General features: G+C 61.4%; 27 protein-coding genes. 16 read left to right on the plus strand and 11 right to left on the minus strand.

Features of this window, described 5'->3' with window-relative positions; genetic code table 11:
* Positions 1-161: 161 nt before the first annotated feature.
* Positions 162-827, minus strand: a complete 666-nt coding sequence (locus BUA38_RS32280; RefSeq protein WP_072824452.1) for an O-methyltransferase — start codon at positions 825-827, stop codon at positions 162-164.
* Between the two features lie 96 nt (positions 828-923).
* Here BUA38_RS32280 and BUA38_RS32285 point away from each other — a divergent pair, with 96 nt between their 5' ends.
* From BUA38_RS32285 to BUA38_RS32295, 3 genes are all read left to right on the plus strand, one after another.
* Positions 924-1568, plus strand: a complete 645-nt coding sequence (locus BUA38_RS32285; protein WP_072824454.1) for a TetR family transcriptional regulator — start codon at positions 924-926, stop codon at positions 1566-1568.
* On the plus strand, positions 1565-2137 hold the full coding sequence (locus BUA38_RS32290) for a carbohydrate-binding family 9-like protein (RefSeq protein ID WP_156898830.1): 573 nt from the start codon (positions 1565-1567) through the stop codon (positions 2135-2137). The genes BUA38_RS32285 and BUA38_RS32290 overlap by 4 nt, the downstream gene beginning before the upstream one ends.
* A gap of 118 nt (positions 2138-2255) precedes the next feature.
* Positions 2256-2576, plus strand: coding sequence for a globin domain-containing protein (locus tag BUA38_RS32295; protein WP_072824458.1), 321 nt, complete (start codon positions 2256-2258; stop codon positions 2574-2576).
* Between the two features lie 28 nt (positions 2577-2604).
* Here the strand turns inward: BUA38_RS32295 and BUA38_RS32300 are convergent, their stop codons facing one another.
* Positions 2605-3375 carry a hypothetical protein gene (locus BUA38_RS32300; RefSeq protein ID WP_072824460.1) on the minus strand — a complete coding sequence of 257 codons (771 nt, stop codon included), beginning with the start codon at positions 3373-3375 and terminating at the stop codon, positions 2605-2607.
* 743 nt (positions 3376-4118) lie between these two features.
* Between BUA38_RS32300 and BUA38_RS32305 the strand changes: the two genes are divergently transcribed.
* A complete protein-coding gene (locus BUA38_RS32305; RefSeq protein ID WP_072824462.1) occupies positions 4119-5273 on the plus strand; it encodes an IS30 family transposase in 1155 nt (384 codons plus the stop codon).
* A gap of 150 nt (positions 5274-5423) precedes the next feature.
* A complete protein-coding gene (locus BUA38_RS32310; RefSeq protein ID WP_072824464.1) occupies positions 5424-6905 on the plus strand; it encodes an FAD-binding oxidoreductase in 1482 nt (493 codons plus the stop codon).
* Between the two features lie 60 nt (positions 6906-6965).
* On the opposite strand, the gene BUA38_RS32315 is transcribed toward BUA38_RS32310, so the two are convergent.
* Complete coding sequence (locus BUA38_RS32315) at positions 6966-7223, minus strand: hypothetical protein (protein ID WP_072824466.1); 258 nt, start codon at positions 7221-7223, stop codon at positions 6966-6968.
* Between the two features lie 289 nt (positions 7224-7512).
* Here BUA38_RS32315 and coaD point away from each other — a divergent pair, with 289 nt between their 5' ends.
* From coaD to queA, 5 genes are all read left to right on the plus strand, one after another.
* Positions 7513-8010, plus strand: coding sequence for a pantetheine-phosphate adenylyltransferase (gene coaD / locus BUA38_RS32320; RefSeq protein WP_072824468.1), 498 nt, complete (start codon positions 7513-7515; stop codon positions 8008-8010).
* Positions 8011-8039: 29 nt separating this feature from the next.
* Positions 8040-8603 carry a peptidylprolyl isomerase gene (locus BUA38_RS32325; protein ID WP_072824470.1) on the plus strand — a complete coding sequence of 188 codons (564 nt, stop codon included), beginning with the start codon at positions 8040-8042 and terminating at the stop codon, positions 8601-8603.
* A gap of 3 nt (positions 8604-8606) precedes the next feature.
* A complete protein-coding gene (locus BUA38_RS32330) occupies positions 8607-9038 on the plus strand; it encodes a hypothetical protein (protein WP_072824472.1) in 432 nt (143 codons plus the stop codon).
* Complete coding sequence (locus BUA38_RS32335; RefSeq protein WP_072824474.1) at positions 9014-9481, plus strand: peptidylprolyl isomerase; 468 nt, start codon at positions 9014-9016, stop codon at positions 9479-9481. Before BUA38_RS32330 ends, BUA38_RS32335 begins: the two co-directional genes overlap by 25 nt.
* A 134-nt stretch (positions 9482-9615) precedes the next feature.
* On the plus strand, positions 9616-10692 hold the full coding sequence (gene queA / locus BUA38_RS32340; RefSeq protein WP_072824476.1) for a tRNA preQ1(34) S-adenosylmethionine ribosyltransferase-isomerase QueA: 1077 nt from the start codon (positions 9616-9618) through the stop codon (positions 10690-10692).
* On the opposite strand, the gene BUA38_RS32345 is transcribed toward queA, so the two are convergent.
* Positions 10693-11718 (minus strand): aspartate-semialdehyde dehydrogenase, encoded by a 1026-nt coding sequence (locus tag BUA38_RS32345; protein ID WP_072824478.1) that lies wholly within the window; start codon positions 11716-11718, stop codon positions 10693-10695.
* Positions 11719-11983: 265 nt separating this feature from the next.
* Between BUA38_RS32345 and tgt the strand changes: the two genes are divergently transcribed.
* Complete coding sequence (tgt, locus tag BUA38_RS32355) at positions 11984-13117, plus strand: tRNA guanosine(34) transglycosylase Tgt (RefSeq protein WP_072824482.1); 1134 nt, start codon at positions 11984-11986, stop codon at positions 13115-13117.
* 93 nt (positions 13118-13210) lie between these two features.
* Here the strand turns inward: tgt and BUA38_RS32360 are convergent, their stop codons facing one another.
* Positions 13211-13420 carry a hypothetical protein gene (locus tag BUA38_RS32360; RefSeq protein WP_072826608.1) on the minus strand — a complete coding sequence of 70 codons (210 nt, stop codon included), beginning with the start codon at positions 13418-13420 and terminating at the stop codon, positions 13211-13213.
* Positions 13421-13647: 227 nt separating this feature from the next.
* Here BUA38_RS32360 and cysK point away from each other — a divergent pair, with 227 nt between their 5' ends.
* On the plus strand, positions 13648-14625 hold the full coding sequence (cysK, locus tag BUA38_RS32365; RefSeq protein ID WP_072824484.1) for a cysteine synthase A: 978 nt from the start codon (positions 13648-13650) through the stop codon (positions 14623-14625).
* A gap of 167 nt (positions 14626-14792) precedes the next feature.
* Entirely contained in the window at positions 14793-15032 is a 240-nt protein-coding gene (locus tag BUA38_RS32370) for a BrnA antitoxin family protein (protein ID WP_072824486.1), read from the plus strand.
* Between the two features lie 4 nt (positions 15033-15036).
* Here BUA38_RS32370 and BUA38_RS32375 read toward each other — a convergent pair whose 3' ends face one another.
* The 4 genes from BUA38_RS32375 to BUA38_RS32390 all read right to left on the minus strand — a co-directional run bounded on the left by BUA38_RS32375 (position 15037) and on the right by BUA38_RS32390 (position 18089).
* Complete coding sequence (locus tag BUA38_RS32375) at positions 15037-15915, minus strand: DMT family transporter (protein ID WP_072824488.1); 879 nt, start codon at positions 15913-15915, stop codon at positions 15037-15039.
* Positions 15916-16139: 224 nt separating this feature from the next.
* Positions 16140-16658 (minus strand): hypothetical protein, encoded by a 519-nt coding sequence (locus tag BUA38_RS32380; protein ID WP_072824490.1) that lies wholly within the window; start codon positions 16656-16658, stop codon positions 16140-16142.
* Between the two features lie 285 nt (positions 16659-16943).
* Positions 16944-17534 carry a formyltransferase family protein gene (locus BUA38_RS32385; RefSeq protein ID WP_072824492.1) on the minus strand — a complete coding sequence of 197 codons (591 nt, stop codon included), beginning with the start codon at positions 17532-17534 and terminating at the stop codon, positions 16944-16946.
* Between the two features lie 201 nt (positions 17535-17735).
* Positions 17736-18089 carry a hypothetical protein gene (locus tag BUA38_RS32390; RefSeq protein WP_072824494.1) on the minus strand — a complete coding sequence of 118 codons (354 nt, stop codon included), beginning with the start codon at positions 18087-18089 and terminating at the stop codon, positions 17736-17738.
* Between the two features lie 317 nt (positions 18090-18406).
* Here BUA38_RS32390 and BUA38_RS32395 point away from each other — a divergent pair, with 317 nt between their 5' ends.
* The 3 genes from BUA38_RS32395 to BUA38_RS32405 all read left to right on the plus strand — a co-directional run bounded on the left by BUA38_RS32395 (position 18407) and on the right by BUA38_RS32405 (position 21395).
* Complete coding sequence (locus tag BUA38_RS32395) at positions 18407-19162, plus strand: hypothetical protein (RefSeq protein WP_072824496.1); 756 nt, start codon at positions 18407-18409, stop codon at positions 19160-19162.
* Between the two features lie 74 nt (positions 19163-19236).
* A complete protein-coding gene (locus BUA38_RS32400) occupies positions 19237-19611 on the plus strand; it encodes a winged helix-turn-helix domain-containing protein (protein WP_072826609.1) in 375 nt (124 codons plus the stop codon).
* 284 nt (positions 19612-19895) lie between these two features.
* Positions 19896-21395 (plus strand): porin, encoded by a 1500-nt coding sequence (locus tag BUA38_RS32405; protein WP_072824498.1) that lies wholly within the window; start codon positions 19896-19898, stop codon positions 21393-21395.
* Between the two features lie 332 nt (positions 21396-21727).
* Here the strand turns inward: BUA38_RS32405 and BUA38_RS32410 are convergent, their stop codons facing one another.
* Both BUA38_RS32410 and BUA38_RS32415 read right to left on the minus strand, forming a co-directional pair.
* A complete protein-coding gene (locus BUA38_RS32410) occupies positions 21728-23134 on the minus strand; it encodes a sodium:solute symporter family protein (protein WP_072824500.1) in 1407 nt (468 codons plus the stop codon).
* A 63-nt stretch (positions 23135-23197) separates the two neighbouring features.
* Positions 23198-23443, minus strand: coding sequence for a hypothetical protein (locus BUA38_RS32415; RefSeq protein ID WP_072824502.1), 246 nt, complete (start codon positions 23441-23443; stop codon positions 23198-23200).
* Positions 23444-23573 lie beyond the last annotated feature (130 nt).

The following is a 23573-nucleotide window of genomic DNA, read 5'->3' on the forward strand; positions in this document are numbered from 1 at the left end:
TTCGCATTCCTTCTCAGCGGCCACTTTTGCGAATGTTAGAATCAAAGGACCACGAGCAAAATATAAGTTTCTAGTGGAGTTTTGGATTTGACATTCGCTTGTTGGACTCGCGGCCGAGCGGGTAGCGAATGTCAAATCCACTCCACTAGAGCCGCCTCAACTCATCCCATCCGCATCGACAATTCGACATCCTCGGCGAATGGCGTCGACAGATAGCCGTTCGCCGGCGAGCGCACGCGCGCCAGATACTCGGGACTGAAATCGGCGTTGTCGGCGATAACAATCGCGCCGGGCTTGAGGCGGTCTTCCAGCAGGCTGAGGATACCCGGATAGAGCGACTTGGCGCCGTCGAGCAGCACGAGATCGATGGTTTCCGGCAAATCGACGCGGAGTGTTTGCAGTGCATCGCCTTCCCGAATCTCGACGAGATCGTTGAGGCCGCCCGCCGCCAGGTGATCGCGTGCCCTGGCTACCTTGGAGGGCTCGAACTCGCTGGTGATGATCTGGCCGCCGCCGTTGTCGCGCAGCGCGGCCGCAAGGTGCAGGGTCGAGATGCCGAACGAAGTCCCGAACTCGACGATCGTTCGCGCCCGAGAGCTGCGCGCCAGCATGTAGAGCAGTTGGCCGGTTTCTCGCGAGACCGCGAGAGAGGCATCCTTCAAGCGCCCGTAGAACTCCCGATATTCCGTCTTGCTCTGCATCAGGCGGGCCAGTTCTCCTTTGGAGAGCGTGGCGGTGGCCGCCTCTAGTTCTGCTTCCGATGCCCTGGCTTCTTGGAACAGGCGGCGCAGCAACGGTGCCAGGGGAGCAGTGGTCAGGGTGGTCATGGAAGGATCTCCGGTCAGCTCTTGGGTTGATTTCGTGCCGAGTCAGAAATACGACTAATTATTCGCATTCGCTATTCGCGTTATTGGAGAGTGTTCATGGCCAACCGGCGAAGCCCTTCAATTTCCTTGCGAAAAAGTCCGCAGCAGGCCCGCTCGGAGGGGCTTGTGGCGACCATTCTGGAAGCTGCGGTTCAGGTTTTGGCGAAGGAGGGCGCCCCGCGCTTTACGTGCGCGCGTGTGGCGGAAAAGGCCGGCGTCAGCGTCGGGTCGCTGTATCAGTATTTTCCGAACAAGGCGGCGATCCTGTTTCGTCTGCAAAGCGATGAATGGCGGCAAACGTCGGAATTGCTGCGCAGCATTCTCGAAAATGTCGAGAAGCCGCCGCTTGAAAGGTTGCGTACGCTGGTCCGTGCCTTCATCCAATCGGAATGCGACGAGGCTAAAATGCGCATCGCGCTCAATGACGCCGTTCCGCTCTATCGCGATGCGCCGGAAGCGCAGGAGGTGCGGGCGTCGGGAAGCCGCACGGTTGAAGTCTTCATGCGGGAAGTGTTGCCCGAGGCGTCGGATTCAGTGCGCGCTTCAGTCGGCGATCTGATCAAGCGAACGCTGAGTTCGGTGGGGAAGGATTTTTCGGAAACGCCCCGCACCTCCGCGGAGATCAAATCCTATGCGGATGCGATGGCTGATATGTTCTGCGCCTATCTCACGACACTTCAGAACGATAAGGCACGAGCGTGAGAATCCTTGGCGCGCTTGCAATTTTATTGAGCTGTTCGAACGCCTGGGGCTGCGAGCTGTCGCTGGTTGCACCGGCGGCGTCGTTGCTCAAAGATCCGGTTCAGGCGCATACGTCGCTGGCCGATGATGCCTTGACGGTCAGGTTTACGGTCGCCTCGCCGTCGATCAATGCGAAGAAGCTGCTTGCGCCAAACGAACATCCCTACGAGTTCGATGTCGTGGAAGTATTCGTGACATTTTCCGACAGCGGATTTCCCTACTTCGAATATGAGGTGTCGCCGTACAATCAGACTTTTCAGGTCAGGATCGTCAGCAGGAGAGAGCATCACGAAGGCGTCGATCTGGGGCTGACCTCGACGGTGGAGATCTCGCGCAGCGGCTGGACCGCGCAGTTGACGATTCCGCTCAAACCATTGGGCTGGGACGGCGACGCGAGCAAAATCCGCGGCAATCTTTATTCGGTTCTTGGGCCCTCGAAGAAGCGCAGCTACTGGAGCGCGTTTCTACCCAAAACGACCCGGCCGGACTTCCACCGTCCGGAATATTTCAAACCTCTGTTGCAATGTTGAGCGAAGACTCATCGGTTCGCCGCTGCCGATTGACGCCAACTGTTGTAGAATGACAATCGCCCTTGCATGCGTGACTGTCGCATGTGACGGTATCGTGTAGATTGCGGCAGACTGATCCATGACGCCCGAGCAGATCAAGCTCATCAAGAAGTCGTTCGATGCGATGTGGCCGATGTGCAGCGATATCGCCGAGCTCTGCTACACCAGGTTCTTCGAACTCGCCCCCGATGCGAACGCGTTGTTCAGAAGCGACATGGAGCGGCAGCGCGCCAAATTGATGGACATGATCGCGGCGCTGGTCGGTTCGCTCGACCAGCAAGCGCTATTCCAGTCCATCATCGCGAATTCGGGCCGCCACCATGCCAGGTTTGGGGTTCGGCCATCGCAATATGACGCGCTCGCCAGCGGGCCTGAAGATCGGACGACCGGATGGAGTTAGAATTCAAGGATCGCTACGCTCACCGCGGCTATTCGTCGTCGTAGTAGTACTGCCACCGCGGTGGGTGCTGCCGGCGCGGCGGTGGCGCCGGCTGCATTCTCGTTTGCGGCGACTGGGTCGGTCCTGCCGAAGGCGGAGACGCCTTGGGCAACGCGCTTTGCTCGGAAACCTTGGCGAGTAAGCGCGCCATATCTTCCTGCTTCGTCTTGAGCTGCTCAATGACTTTTGCATTGTCGCTGGCTATTTGGTCTTGCTTTGCCTTGAGCTGTTCCATCGCTTGCTCCAGATTTGCGATATCGCCCGTAACCTTTTGCAGCAACTGTGTCAGGTCCGAAGCCGCGGAGGCAGCTGTGGCGGCGTCCTGCGGTCCAGTATGGGACAACGGTGCTGCTTGCGTCGGCGCTGCCTCCGCCGCCGTCACTTGAACGCGGGATGGATCGGGTTGTGCAGGAAACGGCGGCGTTTTCGATGGCAAGGATGGCGTGGAAATGAGCTGCGGCGCCCATTGGGCGCCAATCAGCATCGCGCCGCCATGAGACGATTGCAAAACGAAGGCGGCGATGCCCCCGATGCATACCGCCGATAGCAGGCCAACCAGGCCACGCCGTGCAAGCCTCCGACGCGGTGGTTGCGCGGCGGATCCAACCGAAGGTTCGTGTACGGCATCGTGCCCAATTTTTGAAATCCGTTCAGACAAACGTGCAAGCTCTTCATCGGCGCGCGCGATTTGGTCGTAGGCACTCGCGATTTGTTCATCGGCGCGAGAGATCAAGTTATCCTTTGTCGGTGTGGAGTTCATTGGCGTTTCTCCGTCCAACGTCATCCGCGGATAGGGTCAAGCATCTGGCAGGTTGACCGCCAGCGAAGACCTTAATGCAATCTTGTAAGGCGGACGATAGAAAGTATAGGACCACATCACCTGACGCGCCAAGTCTGACGGTGCGGCCAGCGAACGCGGGGAATTCTGCTTGTCTGGCTACCTCTGGCCAGCTTATCGCTGACCGGGTAGGAGCACGGCCGGACCATCCCAATAGCAGAGGACATTGAGCGGTCAGATTTGCTGTAATGAATAGCAACGGCGCGCGTCGTTCACCGCGCCGGTCTGCGCTCAGGAGCGATCCCGCGACCGGGAGAATCCTCCGTATCAAAACTTTACCGGGGTTGGCTTCAGAGATGGCCCTCAGTCCGAGGCCGCTTTTTGCGCGAAGAAAGCCCTGGCCAATGCGCCGGGGTTTTTGTTTGCTGGATGTCTGGATGTGGCAGATAGTGTTGCAAAAGTCGAAAGTTGCAGCGGTCCAAATTTTTGGCGAAAATCTGAAGCGCAAAGAGATCGATGATTCGCATGGTCTCGGTCGCGCTACCGAAGTCGCCCACGAATTTGGCGCAAGGCGATGAGGTCCCTCAGATCATTACACGAATAACGCGCCAGCTGCCCTCAGAAATTTTGTATCTCCTGCAAAACGACTTTTGCAACACTATCGGCGGTGAGTTCAACTGATCAGCGCAACACGTACCTTAGACCGAGGACGTGGAGCGACAGCGATGTATCATCGGGTTGGGTTTACGGCAGCTCAGAGCGCGGAGCTTTGGGAGCGTTGGAAGAAGGGTGAAGGCCTGAAGTCGATCGGGCGGGCCTTTGGCAAGCCGTCTTCCTGCATTTTTGCGCATTTGCGGCCCAGCGGCGGGATTGTGCCGCCGGCCCGGCACCGATCCCGTCTGGCGCTGACGATGGCGGAACGCGAGGAGATATCTCGGGGCATTGTTGAGGGCCAATCGGTCCGGGCAATAGCGAGGATGCTGGGTCGCGCAGCATCGACGGTCAGCCGAGAGATCAGTCGCAACGGCGGGGTGGGTCGCTACCGGGCTGCGGCGGCTGACAAACTGGCATGGAAGCAGGCGCGGCGCCCAAAGCCGTGCAAGTTAGCGATACATGGCCAGTTGCGGCAGACTGTTGTTAGAAAGCTGGAGCTCAACTGGTCGCCCGAGCAGATTGCAGGCTGGCTGAAGCGGGCCTATCCAGAGACTGAGGCGTGGTGCGTGTCTCACGAGACCATCTATCGCAGCCTTTATGTGCAGGCCCGCGGCGTGCTGAAGAAAGAGCTGATGGAGCATCTGCGGTCTCGACGGCCAATCCGGCGCTCGCGGCACGCAACGGCGAAGGCAGACCAGCGTGGTCGTATCCCGGACGCCGTCTCGATCCGCGAGCGACCGGCGTCGGTCGAGGATCGGGCTGTGCCAGGCCACTGGGAGGGTGACCTGCTCTGTGGATCGAAGAACAGCTACATCGTCACATTGGTCGAACGCCACTCGCGTTATGTGATGCTCGCCAAGGTCCCGAACAGGGAAACGCAGACCGTGGTCGACGCACTGATCCGGCAGGCAAGAAAACTGCCCGATGAGCTCTACAGATCCCTGACCTGGGATCGCGGCAAGGAACTTACCGACCACAAGCGGTTCAGCATGGAAACAGATATCGATGTCTACTTCTGCGACCCGCAAAGCCCCTGGCAGCGCGGCTCAAGCGAAAACACCAATCGCCTGCTGCGCCAGTACTTCCCCAAGGGCCTTGACCTCGCGGCGCACTCCCAGGCCGAGCTGAACAAGGTGGCACGCCAGCTCAATGAGCGGCCGAGGAAAACGCTGGACTTCCAGTCGCCAGCAGAGCGATTTAGCCAATGTGTTGCGGCGACCGGTTGAACTCACCGCACTTAGCGGACATGCTGGGGCGAACTGACCATGTCCGCTCCTCATGGCCCAGCGGACAGCCTATTTGGTTGGATCGGATTTACGAGTATACGCCCTAGTAGGATCATCCGGCTGTCGCGGGGGACGACGGGGCAAAGACAAATGGAACGGCGAGAATTTCTGCAAGCTTCCGGCGTCTTCGCGGCCAACCTGATCGTCGGCAGTTCGCCGCTCTCGATCCGCAAGGCAGAGGCCGACACGGGACTGCCGATTGCGGCCTTGAAGGCGGCGCTCGATCCCCAAAAGGATCTGGTGCTGGTCTCCGGCGCCGGTGTGCCGCCCAGGTTCGACTACAGTGCCTCCTTCAGCAAGCGGAAGCAGATCACGCCGCAAGTGCGGGTTGTCGCATCCAGCCCGCAAGCCGTCGGCAACACCATTCGATGGGCGGCCAGTAACGGCGTGAGCTTTGCGATCCGCTCGGGCGGTCACTCCTATGAAGGATTTTCGCAAAGCGCCGATCTCGTCATCGACGTGCGCGGCATGGCCGCCGTTCAGCTCGCAGCCGACAAGAAGTCGGTCGCGATCGGCTCCGGGGCGTCCCTGGGGAACGTCTACGCCGCGCTCGAGCCTTCCAGCCGGGCGATCCCCGCCGGCACCTGTTTTCCGGTCGGGGTGGCCGGCCATTCGCTCGGCGGCGGCTTTGGCCTGTTGGGACGTCCGTTCGGGCTTGCCTGCGACAGCGTGCTGTCGATGGAGGTCGTCGACGCCTCCGGCAATATCCTGAACGCGAGTGCGCAGGAAAATCCCGATCTGTTTTGGGCGCTGCGCGGCGGTGGTAACGGCAGCTTCGGCGTCGTCACCAAATTCAGTTTCCGCACCAGCGCGGTCAATCGGGTCGCCAAATTCGCCATCACCTGGACCAGGCCGGTGGCGCAGGCGACCAAGGTCGTGATGGCCTGGCAGGACTGGCTCGACGCTCTGCCGCCCGCGATCACCTGCACGCTTCACCTGACAAAAGAGACAGGCGGATCGATCAAGGTGCACATCGCGGGCTTGTCGGTCGATTCCGAAAGTAGGTTGATCGCCGAGCTGAAGCGCCTGCAAAAGCTGTCGGGCGCGGCCGATACGCTGAGCACGAATACGCTGACCTTCGCGAGAGCCGCGACCATCTTCAATGGCGGCGGTCCTGCTTACGAATCTGTCCTGATGAAGGGCAAGTCCGACTACATCGTCGAGCCCATGAGCAAGCAGGGGATTTCTGCGCTGCTCGACGGTCTGCAGAAGGCGCCGGGCGAGATCGCCGTGCTGTTCGACAGCTATGGCGGCGCGATCAACAACGTCGCTTCCGACGCCACGGCCTTCGTCCATCGCGGCAAGACGAAATACCTGATCCAGTATTTCACGCAGTGGGATAGTCCCGGCGCCACGGAGACGCACCTCGCGATGATACGGACGCTTTATGCCGCGATGCGGCCCTACGTGTCCGGCGCGTGTTACGTGAATTACTGCGATCTCGATCTGGGCGAAGGATACGCCAGGGCCTATTGGGGCGATAACCTGACGAGGCTGATGAAGATCAAGGCCGCGTTCGATCCGAAGAACGTGTTCCGTCACGCTCAGAGCGTGCCGTTAGCACAAGCCTGAAAAACGAAGTGGAGGCGGGGTGGCCTCCACTTCGAATGCCCGATTATTTCGGGGACAGCGCTACGGCGTGCGGTCGGCCGTAACCAAGCGGGCCTCGCGAACCGCGGTCTTGGAACCGACCTTGCGCAGGCAGGAAGCTTCAAAATGCGGCCAGGCCTGCTCCGAGCAGTCGCGGCCGGTTAGGTGGATATCGAGGCGGTCGGCTTTCGCGAGCGGGCGCGGCACGCTGGCTTCGACGGATGGCGCAAAGCCCGGCAGAACGGCCAGGGCAGCAGCTACACACGCAGCAAGAGCAATGGCTGAAATGGTCTTGATCATGACGGTCCCCTGTCACCGGGCCCTGGTGGCCCCTGTTGTCTGGTGTCTTGATACAAACGCGCGGTTTCCGGAGTTCTTCGCCAAAGCCCCCAAAAGCCCGAAAATGGTTTCGTCCCACCGTCATATTGTTTCGTCGCGACCGGCCCGACGAAACAAAGCCGGTATGCCGGGTAGACGCGCGGGGGCCCTAGATCGTTCAATGGCCGATGAAATATAACCGTTGGCGGTCCGCCCTGGACGTGGTCCGGACCTGCTTGCGGGGCAGGACGGGGCAGGGTAGGACGGTTTCATGCCCCGAATTGCGCTTTACCCCGGCTCCTTCGACCCCGTCACCAATGGCCATCTGGACGTCGTCCGGCATGCCGTCGGCCTCTGCGACCGCCTGGTGGTGGCGATCGGGGTCCACCCCGGAAAGGCTCCTCTTTTCACGGTGGAGGAACGCCTGTCGATGCTTCGGGAGGTGTTTGAACCGGTGGCCAAGAGCGGCGGCTGCGAATTCGATTGCACCACGTTCGATGACCTCACTGTCACCGCAGCCAAGCGCGCCAACGCCACCATCCTGATCCGGGGCCTGCGCGACGGCACCGACCTCGACTACGAAATGCAGATCGCCGGCATGAACGAGACCATGGCGCCCGGCGTCCACACCGTGTTCCTGCCGGCCTCACCGACCGTTCGACCGATCACCGCCACACTGGTGCGACAGATCGCCAGTATGGGTGGCGACGTTTCGAACTTCGTGCCCAAGCAGGTCGCCAAGCGGCTCAAGGCCAAGTTCGGCCGCTGAAACCTCCTTCTCTCACCCAGGAAGCTCCCATGATCCGTATCCTCGCTGTTTTCGTCGCGCTGATTTGCGCCGCGCCTGCCATCGCCCAGCCGCTGCCTGCCGGGACCGACAAGCAAAACACCATCGTCATCGATACGACCAAGGGACGGATCGTCATCAAGCTGCGCACCGATATCGCGCCCCAGCACGCCGAGCGCATCAAGCAGCTCGCCCGCGAAGGCTTTTACAACAACGTGCCGTTCCATCGCGTGATGGATGGTTTCATGGCGCAGACCGGCGATGGCCAGAACTTCAACGGTACCGGCGGATCGAAATATCCGAACCTCAAGCAGGAATTCTCCAGCGTCCACTTCAAGCGCGGTGTCGTCGGCATGGCGCGCAAGGGTGACAGCGTGGATTCGGCCAACTCGCAGTTCTTCATCATGTTCGGCGACGGCGCGCCGCTCGACGGCAAATATACCGTGATCGGCGATGTGGTGCAGGGCATGGACGTTGTCGACAAGCTGAAGAAAGCCGACGCAAGCTCCCCGGGCGGCGCGGTGACCGATCCCGACAAGATGGTGAAGGTTCAGGTCGCGGCCGACCTGAAGTGATCGGTGAGCCGCCCTCGCCAGTTGTCGCTGATATGCGTGGCCGGGCTTTGGCTCGTCGGTCTCACCCCTGCGCCGGCACAACCGGCGCAGGTCAATACCATCGCCGATGTGTTTGCGAGGCTGAGGACGTGCTGGCAACCGCCGGACCCGGCGCGCGCCCATGTCGGCATCGACATCACCGTTGTCGTCAGTTTCACCCGGACGGGCGAGATTTTGGGCCGGCCCCGTGTGACCTATGAATCGGAACAAGCCGACGACAACGACCGTTTATTGTACCGGATTGCGGCGATGGAGGCGTTGCAGCGCTGCACGCCGATGCCATTTACAGAGACAATGGCCGGCGCCATAGCCGGCCGCCCTTTTGCGATCAGATTTCACAACCGTAAACCTCCACCAGGAGAGAAGAGAGCATGGCTGCTACAGAAAATACTTTGATCCTCGAAACCACGCAGGGTCCCGTCACCATTGAGATGCGCCCCGACCTTGCGCCCAACCACGTCGCACGGATCAAGGAACTGGTGCGCGACGGATTTTACGACGGCATCGTGTTCCACCGGGTGATCGACGGCTTCATGGCGCAGACCGGTTGCCCGCAAGGCACCGGCACCGGCGGTTCCGGCCAGAAGCTCAAGGCCGAATTCAACGCCGAGCCGCATGTGCGCGGCACCACCTCGATGGCGCGCGCTGCCAACCCTGACTCCGGCGACAGCCAGTTCTTCATCTGCTTCGACGACGCGCCGTTCCTCAACAAGCAGTACACGGTTTGGGGCAAGGTGACGTCAGGCATGGAGAATGTCGACAAGATCAAGCGCGGCGAGCCGGTCAAGGATCCCGACAAGATCGTCAAGGCGCACATGGCGCAGGACGCGGCCCAATAGGGCTGGACCCTCTTGGTGAGGAGCCCGCGCAAGCGGGCGTCTCGAACCATGAGGCCGCAAAGCTTTGGTGGCCTCATCCTTCGAGACGCGCTAACGCGCTCCTCAGGATGAGGAGCGGCCCATAGCGAAACCAGATGCGCACCGATCTCTTCGACTTCGAACTGCCGGCGGAACGGATTGCGCTGCGGCCGGCCCAGCCGCGCGATGCCGCGCGGCTTCTCGTCGTCGAGGCCAGTGGCTCCCTGCACGACCGCGTCGTGTCCGATTTGCCGCAATGGCTGAAGGCGGGCGATCAGATCGTCGTCAACGACACCAAGGTGATCTCCGCGCAACTCCGGGGACGGCGCATCGGCCGCGAGACCGAGCCGAAAATCGAGGCGACGCTGATCAAGCGGCTCGATGCGTCACGCTGGCAGGCGCTGGTCAAGCCGGCCAAGAAACTCGCAGCCGGCGACCTCGTTCGCTTCGGCAACGAAGGCAAGGTGTGTCTGCTCGGCCACCTCGACGCCGAAGTGGAAGAAAAGGGCGAAGAGGGCGAGGTCACGCTGTCGTTTTCGTTTCACGGGCCGGCGCTGGACTCCGCCATCGCCGACCTCGGCAGTCCGCCTTTGCCGCCCTATATCGCCTCGAAACGTACGCCCGACGAGCAGGACGCGGCTGATTACCAGACGATGTTCGCGACCAACGAAGGCGCGGTCGCTGCACCTACGGCCGGGCTGCATTTTACTCCGGCACTGGAGACCGCGCTGCGCGAGCGCGGCGTTGGCATCGTCAGGCTCACACTGCATGTCGGGGCCGGCACCTTCCTGCCGGTCAAGGTCGACGACACCGCCGAGCACAAGATGCATTCCGAGTGGGGCACAATCTCGCCGGAGGCGGCCGAGGCGCTCAATGCGGCCCGCGCCAAAGGCGGCCGCATCGTCGCGGTCGGCACCACGTCGATGCGGCTCCTGGAAAGTGCGGCCACTGAAGACGGCACGGTCAGGCCGTTTGCCGACGAGACCGCGATTTTCATCACGCCGGGTTATCGATTCCGCGCGGTCGACATGCTCCTTACCAACTTTCATCTGCCGCGCTCGACCCTGTTCATGCTGGTCTCGGCCTTTTCAGGGCTAAAGACCATGAAGCGCGCCTACGCGCATGCGATCGACAACGGCTACCGGTTTTACTCCTACGGCGATGCCTGCCTCCTGTTTCGAGGCGATAACTAGTTAGGCCGCAACCCGCTCCGGCAGCAATTCGGCGATCTGGATCGCGTTCAGCGCCGCACCCTTGAGCAGTTGATCGGCTGAGACGAACAGCGAGATCGAATGACCGCTTGGATCGCTGAGATCGCGCCGGATGCGCCCGACAAGCACGTCGTCCTGTCCTGACGCCTCGATCGGCATCGGGAAGTAGTTCCGGACACGATCGTCGACCACCTTCACGCCGGGCGCGTTGGTCAGGAGCCTGCGAACCTCGCTTTCACTGATCGGCTTTTCGCATTCGAAGGTGATGGCCTGGCTGTGGGCGCGCAGCACCGGCACACGGACGCAGGTGATGCCGATCGCGATCCGGTCGTCCTCGAAGATCTTGTGCGTCTCCTTGATGACCTTGGTCTCTTCCTCGTTGTAGCCGGTCTCGGGATCGATCCTGGTGTCGTGATTGAAGACGTTGAAGGCGTAGGGATGCGGCAGCACCGTGGGCGTAAAGCTCTCGCCGGCAAGATTGGCGCGGGTCGATGCCACCAGTTCCTCCATCGCGGCGGCGCCAGCGCCCGATGCCGCCTGATAGGTCGAGATGATCATGCGCTTGATGCGGTTCTTTTGATGGATCGGCCATAGCGGCATCAATGCCGTGATCGCCGAACAGTTCGGAACGGCGATGATGCCCTTGTGCTCGGCAATCCGCCGGCCGTTGATCTCGGGCACTGCGAGCGGGACGTTGGGGTCCATGCGGAAAGCAGAGGAGTTGTCGATGACGACGGCGCCGGCCTTGACCGCTGATGGCGAGAACTTGCGCGAGACGCTGCTGCCGGCCGAAAACAGTGCGATGTCGACACCCCCAAACGAGTCTTCGCGCAGCTCCTCGATGGTGATGGTTTCGCCGCGGAAGCCGAGCGTCTGGCCGGCCGAACGGCTGCTCGCGAGCGCCTTGAGCTTCTTGACCGGAAAGCCGCGCTTGTTGAGCGTGGCGATGAATTCTCGGCCGACCGCGCCGGTCACGCCGGCGATGGCAACAACAGGGTCTCTGAGCATGTTCGTCTCCGTGGGATTTTGGGCAATAAAAAAGCCCCGAACCTTTCGGTAGCGGGGCTTCGGATCAAGATGATGCGGTCGTTTGACTACGCGCGCACGCCTCCCGAGCCCCCGGAGGGCTTGGTTTTGGTCGTGGTTTTGGTGGTCGCGAACATCATGGGACCGGACTTATGGGCAAGACTCTGGGCCTCGTCAACCGATTTTGCCTGAAAACTACTTACTGCGGGTTGAACAGGGCGCCATTGTTACGCGATAAGCCGCTTGCATGAGCCTGCCCAACCATTTCGAACTGCTTGCAACCGATGGCCCCGCGCGAACCGGACGCCTGACCACACCCCACGGCGTGGTGCGGACGCCGGCCTTCATGCCGGTCGGCACCGCCGGCGCCATGAAGGGCATGCACTGGCGTGAGGTGCGTGATGCCGGCGCCGATATCGTGCTCGGCAACACCTACCACCTGATGCTGCGGCCAGGTGCCGAGCGGATCGCGGCGCTCGGCGGCCTGCAAGCCTTCACGGGGTGGAACGGCCCGATGCTGACGGACTCCGGCGGCTTCCAGGTGATGTCGCTGTCGGAGCTGCGCAAGGTCAAGGAAGAGGCGGTTACGTTCCGCTCGCATATCGATGGCGCCATCGTCGAATTATCGCCGGAGCGTTCGATCGAGGTGCAGCGGCTGCTCGGCTCGGACATTGCGATGCAGATGGATGAATGCGTCCGGCTGCCCGCTGATCGCAGCGATATCGATCGCGCCATGCAACTGTCGCTGCGTTGGGCCGAGCGCAGCAAGCGCGCGTTCGAGACTGCGCCGGCGGGCTATATGCTGTTCGGCATCGTACAGGGCGGCGATCTGCCGCAGCTTCGGCAGGCCAGCGCGCAGGGCCTCGTCGATATCGGCTTTCACGGTTATGCGATCGGCGGGCTTGCGGTGGGCGAGCCGCAGGAAGTCATGCTGGCGATGATCGAGGAAGTCGGCCCGGTGCTTCCAAAGGACCGTCCGCGATATCTGATGGGGGTTGGAACGCCTGACGATATCCTGGAAGCGGTCGCGCGCGGCGTCGACATGTTCGATTGCGTGATGCCGACGCGTAACGGCCGCCATGGCATGGCCTTCACGCGCTACGGCCAGATCAATCTGCGAAACGCGCGCCACGCCGACGATTCGCGGCCGCTCGACGAAACCAGCCCCTGGCCGTCGGCGCGAAACTATTCTCGCGCCTATCTGCATCACCTCGTCCGGTCCGGCGAGACACTGGGCGCGATGCTGCTGTCCGAAATCAATATCGCGTACTACCAGCAACTGACGGACGGGATCAGGCAGGCGATTGCGCAGGGAACGTTTGCCGATTTTCGCGCACGCACGAAAAGCGAATGGGAAAAAGGCGACATCGCGCCGCGTTAGATCGCCGCAGCTCTTGATCGGTCAACTAACGGCGAAATCCAGCAAGCGCTGCGCGCTAGCCAGCCAACGAAACCCGACGAACTATGATGGAACTCAGTTACAGACGAGACGCTTGAGCGAATGCTTGGTCACAAAACCATAGCCACAGGTGTCGCAGGTCCAGAGATAGCTGATGATGTTATCGGCCAGATAGGCTGACGCCTCAGCAGCCACCATCGAATCCGCACAAACCGGACACGTCGGCAGATCACTCCCACGAGGACTGTGCGTTACGGCGGACAGGACTGCAGCAACTGCTGACATCGAGGCCTCCCCTGCGATCTGAACCCGAATGCAACATACAACAATTAGTTTGACCATACCGCAACACAAATGCGTTGGTTTTACGATATTCGGCGAACTTGCGCATTTTTGCGACGCAGCGAACTATGGCGCGCGGGTGCTTGCGCCGCGGCGCAGACCGTCACTATTTGAACAGCAATTGAAACAAGACTTCACAATCGGAAGCGCATTGATGCGGGGGAAGAGGCATGGATGAATCGTCAACGACGCGTGCCGCGCAGCATTGCGGCCGCGGCCGGGTTTTCGACAGCATCGTGGAGGCGATCGGCAACACGCCGATTGTGCGGTTGCAACGGTTGCCGCGAGAGCGCGGCGCGAACGCAACCATTCTCGCCAAACTTGAATATTTCAACCCGGCCGCGAGCGTAAAGGACCGCATCGGCGTTGCCATGATCGTGGCGATGGAAAAGGCCGGGTTGATCGATTCAGATACGGTGCTGATCGAGCCGACATCGGGCAATACCGGGATTGCGCTTGCGTCCGCCGCCGCCTCGCGCGGCTACCGGCTGAAGCTCGTGATGCCGGAATCGATGTCGATCGAGCGGCGCAAGATGCTGGCCTTCCTCGGCGCCGAAATCATCCTGACGCCCGCGGGGCAGGGCATGAAGGCCGCGATCGCCACCGCCGAAGAACTGGTGCGCACGACGCCGAAGGCCGTGATGCCGCAGCAGTTCAAGAACCTCGCCAATCCCGAGATTCATCGCCGCACCACGGCCGAGGAAATCTGGAACGATACCGGCGGCAATATCGACATCTTTGTCGCGGGCGTCGGGACCGGCGGCACGATTACGGGCGTCGGGCAGGTGCTGAAGGCGCGCAAACCCTCGGTCAGGATTGTCGCGGTCGAACCGGAGGAAAGTCCGGTGCTCTCCGGCGGGCAGCATTCGTCGCACAAGATCCAGGGCATCGGCGCCGGCTTCGTTCCCGACATCCTCGATCGCTCCGTCATCGACGAGATCATCACGGTCAACAGCGCTGATGCGGTCGAGACCTCACGCGCCGTGGCGCGCAATGAGGGCATTGCCGGCGGTATTTCCTCGGGCGCTGCGATTGCGGCCGCGATCAAGCTTGGGCAACGTCCGGAAAACGCCGGCAAGACCATCCTTGCCATTGTCCCGTCGTTCTCGGAGCGCTACCTCTCAACCGTTCTGTTTGAAGGAATTTGACCTAGTGCGGCGAATTTGAAGTTCCTACTATCTTGCCGCGACCGCATTATAGGAACTTCAAATTCGTACGCCGCACTAGCAACCATGGATTGGCAGAGCTCCTTTGATTCCGAAGTTCGCATCAGAGGTAGCCGCGATAGCTTGCGAACTTCGGAACCGGAGCTCTGATGCCCGACCAGCCGCGGCGACCGCGAACCCTGAACGATGCCCGTACCGAAGCGGAGGCGGCATTCAAGAAGGTAACGAAGAAAGAGGCGGAAGCGCCGCCCAGGACGAACGCCGTTCCCGGCGTCAAGGAACTGGTGTCGCTACGGATCGACCAGGACGTGCTCGAATACTTCCAGGGGGGCGGACCGGGCTGGCAGGATCGGATCAACGAAGCCTTGCGCAAGGCCGCGGGGAAATAGCCGGTTAAGCCCTGATCTGCGCGGGCTTTGGTGCTGATGTCTTCAGGTTCAGAAGATTGCCGGTCAGAATGAGCAATGCGCCCAGGATCGTGAAAACGTCCAGCCGCTCGCCATACAGCAGCCAGCCCGCGGTCGCCGTCAGGGGCACGCGGAGGAAATCCATCGGCACCACGATCGTGGCGTCCGCGTAAAGCATCGCGCGCGCCATGCAGAAGTGCGAAAACGTCCCGCCGAAGGCGACCCCGATCGCGCAGGCCCAGACGTAGGGTGACGGCCAAACCCAGACATGAAGGGTAGGGAGTGCGCCCGCCAGCACCTGTATCGCCATCATCCAGAACACGATGGCAAGCGCCGGCTCCGTGCGGGTCAGCGATTTCATCATCACAACCGTGACGCCAAGGACAGCGGCAGCGGCCAGCACGATCAATTGGCCGACATTGACCTCACCCGCTGAGGGGCGGACGATGACGAAGACGCCGACGAGGCCGAGCGCGATCGCGGCCGCCTTCCACATCGTGATGCGTTCGCCCAGAAAGCTGGCGGCGAGGATGGCCGTCCAGATCGGCATGGTGAATTCGATCGACACCACCTGTCCCAGCGGAATCATCGTCAGCGCCAGGAACCAGCCGTACTGGCCGGCATAATGCAGGAAGGCGCGCGTTGCGTGCATCGGCAGCCGCGATGTTCGCAGCATCCCGAAGCCGCCGGCGAAGTAGATCGCGGGGCAAAGCATCAAAACGCCAAGGCCGGAACGGAGCTCCATGATCTGAAAGATATTGAGTTCGCGTGCCGCCTCGCGACCCGAGATCGCCATCAACAGCATCAGACTGAGGAAGCCCGCCATCCACAGCGCGGCTTTAAGTTTGGAAGGCGGTCGATCCATGGGAACGGCAAAACCGGCGATGCGAGGCAGGGGCTCTGGGCCGGGCCGGTATCAGCGAGCAAGCTTCCCTTTGCAACGCGCAAATATGCCGATGCTATAATGCGCGGCGGGATGAATCCCCTTGGGAAGACTTCATGCGCATGCTGTTGGATAACTCACGGCGCATGAAAAAGCCGGCAGGTCACCGTGATGGCGACCCGCCGGCCTTGGTCTGAAATCTGAAATCAGCTGCGCGTCAGCGAAATCGAAGCGCCCCTGAACTGGCTCTCAGCCCGGATTACCACCGACTGCTTGTTGCCGCGTGTCGTCAGCGAAATGTTCGCGTTAAAACCAGGCGCGCTGGCAACAACCTGAATCACGCCGCCACCCGCGCGGCCCTCGATATTGCCGTTGATGTTGCGGCTGGTCTCGCTCCAGCTGCCGGAAATTGCCGGACCCTGCGCGGTCACGTTGCTGGTCAGGTTGAACTTGTAGCTGTCGCTGGCGCAGGTCAGCGTCTGTTGCAGGCCAGAGCCTCCGGCGCCGACCGCGTAGGTCGCGCGGCAACGAATGCGCTCGGTCGAGCCGTCGTCCAGCGTGACCGTACCGCCGCCGCTCCAGACGCCGGCCATACCGGCGAAAGGTCCGCCGGCCTGCGCGTGACCGCTGTCGCTCCAGACGGAGGCTGCAAGCACGGTTGCGATCGCGAAGACCAGGCGACGCGTGACGCCGAAAGACTTCCTGGTATTGTTCAGACGCTCCATTCCAATTCCCCCATCGGCATTGTCACTACGCTGGCCGTCCGCATATGCACATTGATCGGTGAGAGCACAAGTCCCTCGGGTGCCGATGATGCCTTGGATACCAGCGCCGGCGAGAAAATTTTATCCCCCGTCCGTATGAGCGTCGAGTGGTCAGCCGGGCATCACGACGTGCTTTCGGTCATGTTTTCGACGATGAAAACATATTCCAGAACATGGATTTATGTCTGGAATCGAGTCTGGCAGGTCAACTCGTTGAAGGTATGCTTCGGGCGGCGTCCGCGGAAGCTAACTCGCGAGTGCCGGTGCGCTGGTCGCAAATTGCTCGTCCTGCGGCTTCGCCGGCAACGCGTTGTGAGCCCTCGCGTAGTCGATAACCTCGGCGAGCAATTTCTGGCCCATCGGCGCAAGAGCGCGCTCCCACAATTGCCGGGCCGTCTCGCCTTTCCCAACAAAACACCAGTCCTGTGCCGCGATCGCGCCGGCATCCATCCGATCCGCGAGATGATACACGGTGCCGCCGGCAATCGGGTCCTGCTCGCGGATGGTCCATTCGACGGCCGCGATCCCGCGATGGCGCGGCAACAGCGACGGATGATAGCCGATTCCGCCGAGGCGGGAGGCGGCCAGCGCTTCCCTGGCTATGCGCGCATGGCTGTGGGCGGTGACAATCAAATCGGTGCCACCGGCGATTTCGGAGGCGACTACCAGTTTCGGATTGGCCTGAACCACCACCTCGATGCCGGCCTCACGCGCAGCCATAGCCAACCGGTCTTCGGCATCCGCAACCACAACCCTGACGACGTCGACGTCATGCCCGCGCAGCATTTGCAGGGTCGTCACGCCGAAATGGCGAGAGCCGACGAGGGTAATCCGCATGATTTCTCTTCCGTCAGAACTAGGGCTAGTGTCCCGGTTCTGACATTCGTTTGATGCCGCGGCGGGCTCGTTTACGAATGTCAAATCCACCACACTGAAACGTCGATTAACATGCCGCAGGCCCCGGCGATCAGGCCGAAAACGGCAAGGGCAGGCTTATCAACAGACTGGATGAAGCGGGAACCAGCCGATGAGACAGGGTCAGCGTGAGGAGAATTTCGGGATTTTTTCCGCAAATCCGTTGAAGCACTTCAACCGCTCATCCTCCTCCTTGACGAAGCGGCAATCCATCACGCCGTTCGCCGCCCCGGCCTTCGCCTTTGGCGGCTTGGTGGGCGGGATCGCTGCATCGTAGCAGTCGAGCCGTTCCTTGCTCTCGTCCTCGATCTCGAGGCAGGCCAACAGCTTCTCGGCAAGGGATTTCGGGGGGCCGGCTTTCGGTGTCTTCGACTTGGCATGCACCGCCGGCTTTGCCGCGGGCGCCGGCGCATCGTCTTGCTGCGCCCAGGCAGCCGTTGCGGAGAATACGACGATCAAGGCAAGCAATTTTCTCATGTCCGGTCCTCTTTGGCCTCGAACCCCGATGCGCCGATCCGGATGCGTGCATCCGAAAGTGCCTGGCGGCGGGGCGGCCGGCGAATGTCAAATCTGCGACGTTAAGGTCTATAAAGCGAACGGCGGTCCTTGCAACACGAAGAAGCGCCAGTCCGGTGCAAAACCCGGCCCCAGCCAGGAAGTCCGCGGCGGCCGGATGTTTGTGGCAAGACGGCGGCATTGCATGTGCGTACGTGTCAAACGCGCCCGTTAACGTAGATTTCGACGCCCGGCTGATCCATAATGCCGCCTCTCGTGGCAGTGGAGAAATCAGTACCATGCGTGCTCTCAAGCGCTCGCGGATCGCCGTTCCCTTGATATCGATCGTGGCTGCTTTTGCGTTCTCGGCGCAGGCCCAGGAGCAACAGCAACACAAGCCGCCGCCGCAAGGGCAGGCGAAGCCGGCTGGGCCCGCGGTGCGTCAGGGGCCGCCTCGCGCCGGTCAAGGTCAAGGTCAGGCGTTCCAAGGTCAGGCGGTGCGCGGACCACAGGGCCAGCAAGGTCAGCGCTTTGTGCGCGGCAATTTCCCGACGCGAAATTTTGGTGGCCGGCCCTATCACGGACATCTGGCCTGGGAAGGCGGGCGGTGGCGTCACGAGATGCACAATGGCCGCTTTGGCTGGTGGTGGGATGTCGGCGGCGTCTGGTACTTCTACCCGCAACCCATGGATGGTCCTCCGGCCTACGTCTCGGATGTGGAGGTGATGGATGACGTCGCCGGCGGTCCGGACGACGACATGGACCCCGGACCGGGCTATCCGCCCCCCGCAGCGGCTTACGCACCGCCGCCGCCCCCGGGGCCGGATCCGGCGGCGGGTGCGGTTGGCGGTGCCATTGTTGGCGGCGTCCTCGGCGGCCTGATCAGTGGCCGGCCGGTGGGCGCAGCCGTCGGCGCCATCACTGGCGGAACCATCGGCGCCATTGCCGGAGCCCAGGCTGCGGCGCGGCCCGGCTATTATCTCGCCCAGGGCGGCTGCTACTACAAATATCCGTCGGGGCAGTACGCCCAGGTCGATCCGCGCAATTGTTATTGATGCGAATCAACCGGGTTCTTGGGTAGCGATGATGCCGGCGAGATTTCTCGCCGGCTTGGATGATCAGGCGGACCATGCGCAAGTCACCGTCGCCATCGTTGCCTTCGCTCAGCGTTCGGATCGATCTCGACCCGGAGGGGCGGATCGGTCCGGGCAAGATTCTTTTGCTCGAGAACATCAATAGCTGTGGCTCGATCTCCGCGGCCGGGCGGGCGATGAACATGTCCTACAAGCGGGCATGGGATCTGGTCGACGAAATCAATCGCATCTGCCAGCGCGCCGCGGTTGATCGGCAAACCGGCGGCAAGAATGGCGGCGGCGCCATGCTGACGCCGTTCGGCCTGTCGCTGATCGAACGCTATCGGAAAATCGAGCGGTCGGCCGAGAGCGCGGCGCGCAAGGAGCTGCAAGCCCTGCGCGCGGATATCGGCCATCGGACCAAGGGCTGACCGATCCTCGCCAGCCCGACTTCCTTCGGATGATCCTCGACATCTCATCCAGCCAGGCCCGCAGGCGTCGCAAGGTAACCGAATGCGGCGCTCCGTACGGTTGAAATCACAAATCCTGCTATAGGCAACTCAAATCGAATTTTGCCTTCCACTGTTGCTTGGCTGCACTTGTGGCCTCGTTATGTTCCATCTGATATATCGACCGTTGTGTTCGGCCAGACACAACGATTGGTAGCCGGAGCGCTCGCTCCGTCTACGGGGGTGGCCAACTTGGGGGTTTCAAAATGAAGAAAGCGCTCGCGATTGCGCTCGCAGTGACAGGTCTGGCGGGCACCGCCTACGCCGCGGACTGGGTGCCGCCGAAAGTACCGGACGTGATCCCGGACAACCTGACCTTCTGGGGCATCACGCCGATCGGCGTGCTCGACCTCGGTGGCGCCTATCAGACCAACGGCCGGCCGCTTGGCGCCGTGGTGTCGGGTCTCGAATATTCGCCGTTCACGACCACCCGCAACTACACAGGGCAGTCGATCGCGACGGTTCAACATAGCGCCCTTCAGCAGTCCTTCATCGGCGTGAAAGTCGAAGAGCCGCTGGGCGGCGACTGGAAGGCGATTGCGCGCCTCGACACCGGTGTCGATCCGCTGAGAGGCACGCTTTCCGACGGCTGTAGCTCGTTCCTGCAGAACGCCGGCATCGCTTACAACCAGCAGACTTCCAATGCCGACAGCGGCCGCTGCGGCCAGGCCTTCAACGGCCAGCTCTGGGGCGGCATCAGCAACAAGCAATACGGCACGCTCACCATCGGCCGGACCAATTCGTTCGAGCTCGACGGTATTGCGACCTACGACCCGATGGCGCTGTCCTACGCCCTCTCGCTGCTCGGCTATTCCGGCACGAACGGCGGCTCCGGCAGCACCCAAGCAGCGCGGTGGGATAATTCAGTGAAGTATGTCTACGACAACGGCCCGATCACGGCTGGTGCGATGTATTCCAACGGTGGCAATGCCACCGGTTTCTTCGGTGACGCTTACTCCTTCGTATTCGGCGGACATGTGGGTGGCTTCTCCGCAGAGGCGACCTACACCAAGGAACATGGCGTCGTGAACCTTCAATCGGCCGCCAACCTTCCGCTCAACGCCACGTCGCTCTTCGCGAACATGTCCGACGATCAAGAGATATCGGTCATGGGCAAGTATACTTGGGAATTTGGCCGGCCGGGTGGTGCGGCCTATTCGGGGTACACCAAGGCCGTCAAGGCCGAGCCGATGCCGGTCGACAAGTTCACGATTTTCGCCGGCTATTCCAACGTCCGCAATTCCAATCCGAAGACGCCGATCACCCAGGGTGACGCCGCCGGCGGGTACCTGCTTACAACGCTCGACAACAACGCCTTCACAACTGCGCGCGTCTTCGATTTCTACTGGGCGGGCGTGAAGTACGACTTCGCTTGGGGTCTGAGCCTCACTGGTGCGTACTACCACGTGAACCAGAACTCCTACATTGCCGACAACACCAACATTTGTCCGGCGGCTGGCGGCGCGAGCGCGATCACGTGCGCCGGCGGCTACGACCAGGTCTCGTTCCTGGCCGACTACGCCCTGAATAAGCATCTCGACGTCTATGCCGGCGCGACCTGGGCTCAGGTGAGCGGTGGCTTGGCGTCGGCTTTCCCGGGTAACCCCGGCACCAAGGTCCTCCAAGGCATCAACTTTTCTGGACCTGCGCCGGGTCACGACATCAGCACGGCCGCTGTCGTGACCGGCTTCCGCATCAAGCTGTAAGCCAACGGACCAGCGAAACCGAAACCGCCGTGAACCTCAGGGGTTCACGGCGGTTCTGTTTTCAGCTTCGGTATCGCTGGCTCTATCCGCCATTGCGATGGCGAATGAAGACGAAATTTTAAATCATTGATGATGTTATAAAAAGGCCGCACCGCCGCGCGGCCGAGTAGCCGGGCGCCGCCCTTTTTTCACCTACCCCAGAGAGCGAAAGCGCTCGGCTACTTCGAAAAGTCCAGCGTGACTGGTTTAAATGACGTGTCCATGACCGCGAACTCTGGAACTTTGTTCTCGGCAGGAGAACTACGGGAAAATCAGCCTGTTTTCGCGGAAATTTACCGCAACTCCTGCTTCGGCATCGTTGGGCCTGTCCGTCGCCACGCCAGCAATGAACTCGTGACCATCACGACCAGCGGGACGACAAGCGCCACGTAAGCGTTGTCGATGCCGAAGGGATTTCCCATCAAAAACCAGGCGATGGTGGCAACCATCGAACCGATGATGCTGAACAGCGCGCCGCCTTTGGTGCCGAGCCAAGGCGCGTAGAAGACGAGCAGCACCAGAACCGACAGAGAGGCCCTGATCGCTTTTGCAAGGAAGGTGATTTGCAGGACGTTCGGCGTGTAGATCGCAAGCGCGATCGGCAACAGGCCGACAACGACCGTCGTCACCCGTACGAAGACAAGCGACCGTCGCTCGTCATCTGCCGCGCTCACGAAGCGGGTGTAAAAATCCTTGTAGAGCAGGGTAGCCGTTGAAACGCTGATCGCGGAGATCGTGCCGAACAGCGAAGCTGCCAGTCCTGCGGCGACGATGCCTGCCATCGGGCCATTCATGTCGGCGATCAGTGCCGAGAAGGCGTTGATGGACTTGATGCCGGGATAGAGCATCAGTGAGCACATGCCGATCAGAGCGGTCGCGATGCCGAAGGGTATCAGCAGCACCGCCGCGCTGAAGCTTGCGACTTGTGCCTTCTGCCGCGTCTCGACCGTATTGATCGCCTGAATGACATACTGGGTCGAGAAAGTCGCGCCCATGCCGGCGATGAACCAGGCAAAGATCTGACTGACGCCGACATTGGTCCAAGAAAACATTGCCGGCGGCAGATGCGTCTGCAATTCGCTAAGGCCACCCACCTTCGTCAATCCAAAATACAGGGCGATGCCGACGCCGGCATACTTCATCAGCGAATGGATGACATTGGTATAGACCACCGACCGCATGCCGCCGACGAAGACATAGAGAACGGCAACGACGCCGCAAATGACGGTCGCCAATGTCCGATCGACGGCAAGCAGCACGCCGAGAATAGCCCCGCCGCCCGCGTACAGCGCCACCGCCACGATCTGGAGCGCTAAGATCATGACGAGCGAGGTGGCGACCTTGGTCGAGGGCCCATAGACCTCGGCGAATACGCCCGAGATCGTATTGTGCCCGGACTCCTTGTATTTTCCGGCGAGAAACCAGGCGTAGAACAAAAAGCCCGCGCCGAGCGCGATGATGTTCCACGATGCCGAGATGCCGGAAATGTAGGCTTCCTGGGCCGTGCCGACGCTGGCCGATGTGCCGATGAATTCGGACATCAGCATGAGCCCTACCAGAACGGCAGGAACCCCGGACCCCGTGGTGCCGGACGTGAATGTCGTTGCCGTCGTCACCGACCGCTGCACGATGCTCGTCAGCAGGCCGAGACCGGCCATGTAGGCGACCACGACGGCCAGCGCCACGTAGTTGGTTTGCATACAAGGCTAGATATCAAAGCGCTGGCGATCCCGCCATGCGCCCGATTGACTACCTTGCTTAGCTTACCAGCGCCCGCCGCACTCGGACGGCACAAAGCTCGGGTTCATCAGACAGGCGTTGTCCAGCGAGGAATCCCAGCCGCCTCGCCGCCGCCAGCCGCTCCAGGCCAGATAGTCGCAATATTTGCTATGTGGGTTTCCGGCTTCCCGGGTCGCGCAATAGATGCTCTGGCCGTAGATTGGCCTTGCCATCGCGGGGGCGGTTGCAACAAGCACCGTTGCGGCCGTCAGGAGAATGATCGCTTTCATCTGGGCTTCCTCTCAGTGGTCTCTCTTTACCGGAATAGACACCCCGCATAAAGACTTCATTCCATTGGGGGACACGGCTCACAATATTGTAACCGGATATGCTCCGAAGTGCCTGTGGCGAGAGCGCGCA

The sequence above is a fragment of the Bradyrhizobium erythrophlei genome (assembly GCF_900142985.1).
Classification (GTDB): domain Bacteria; phylum Pseudomonadota; class Alphaproteobacteria; order Rhizobiales; family Xanthobacteraceae; genus Bradyrhizobium; species Bradyrhizobium erythrophlei_B.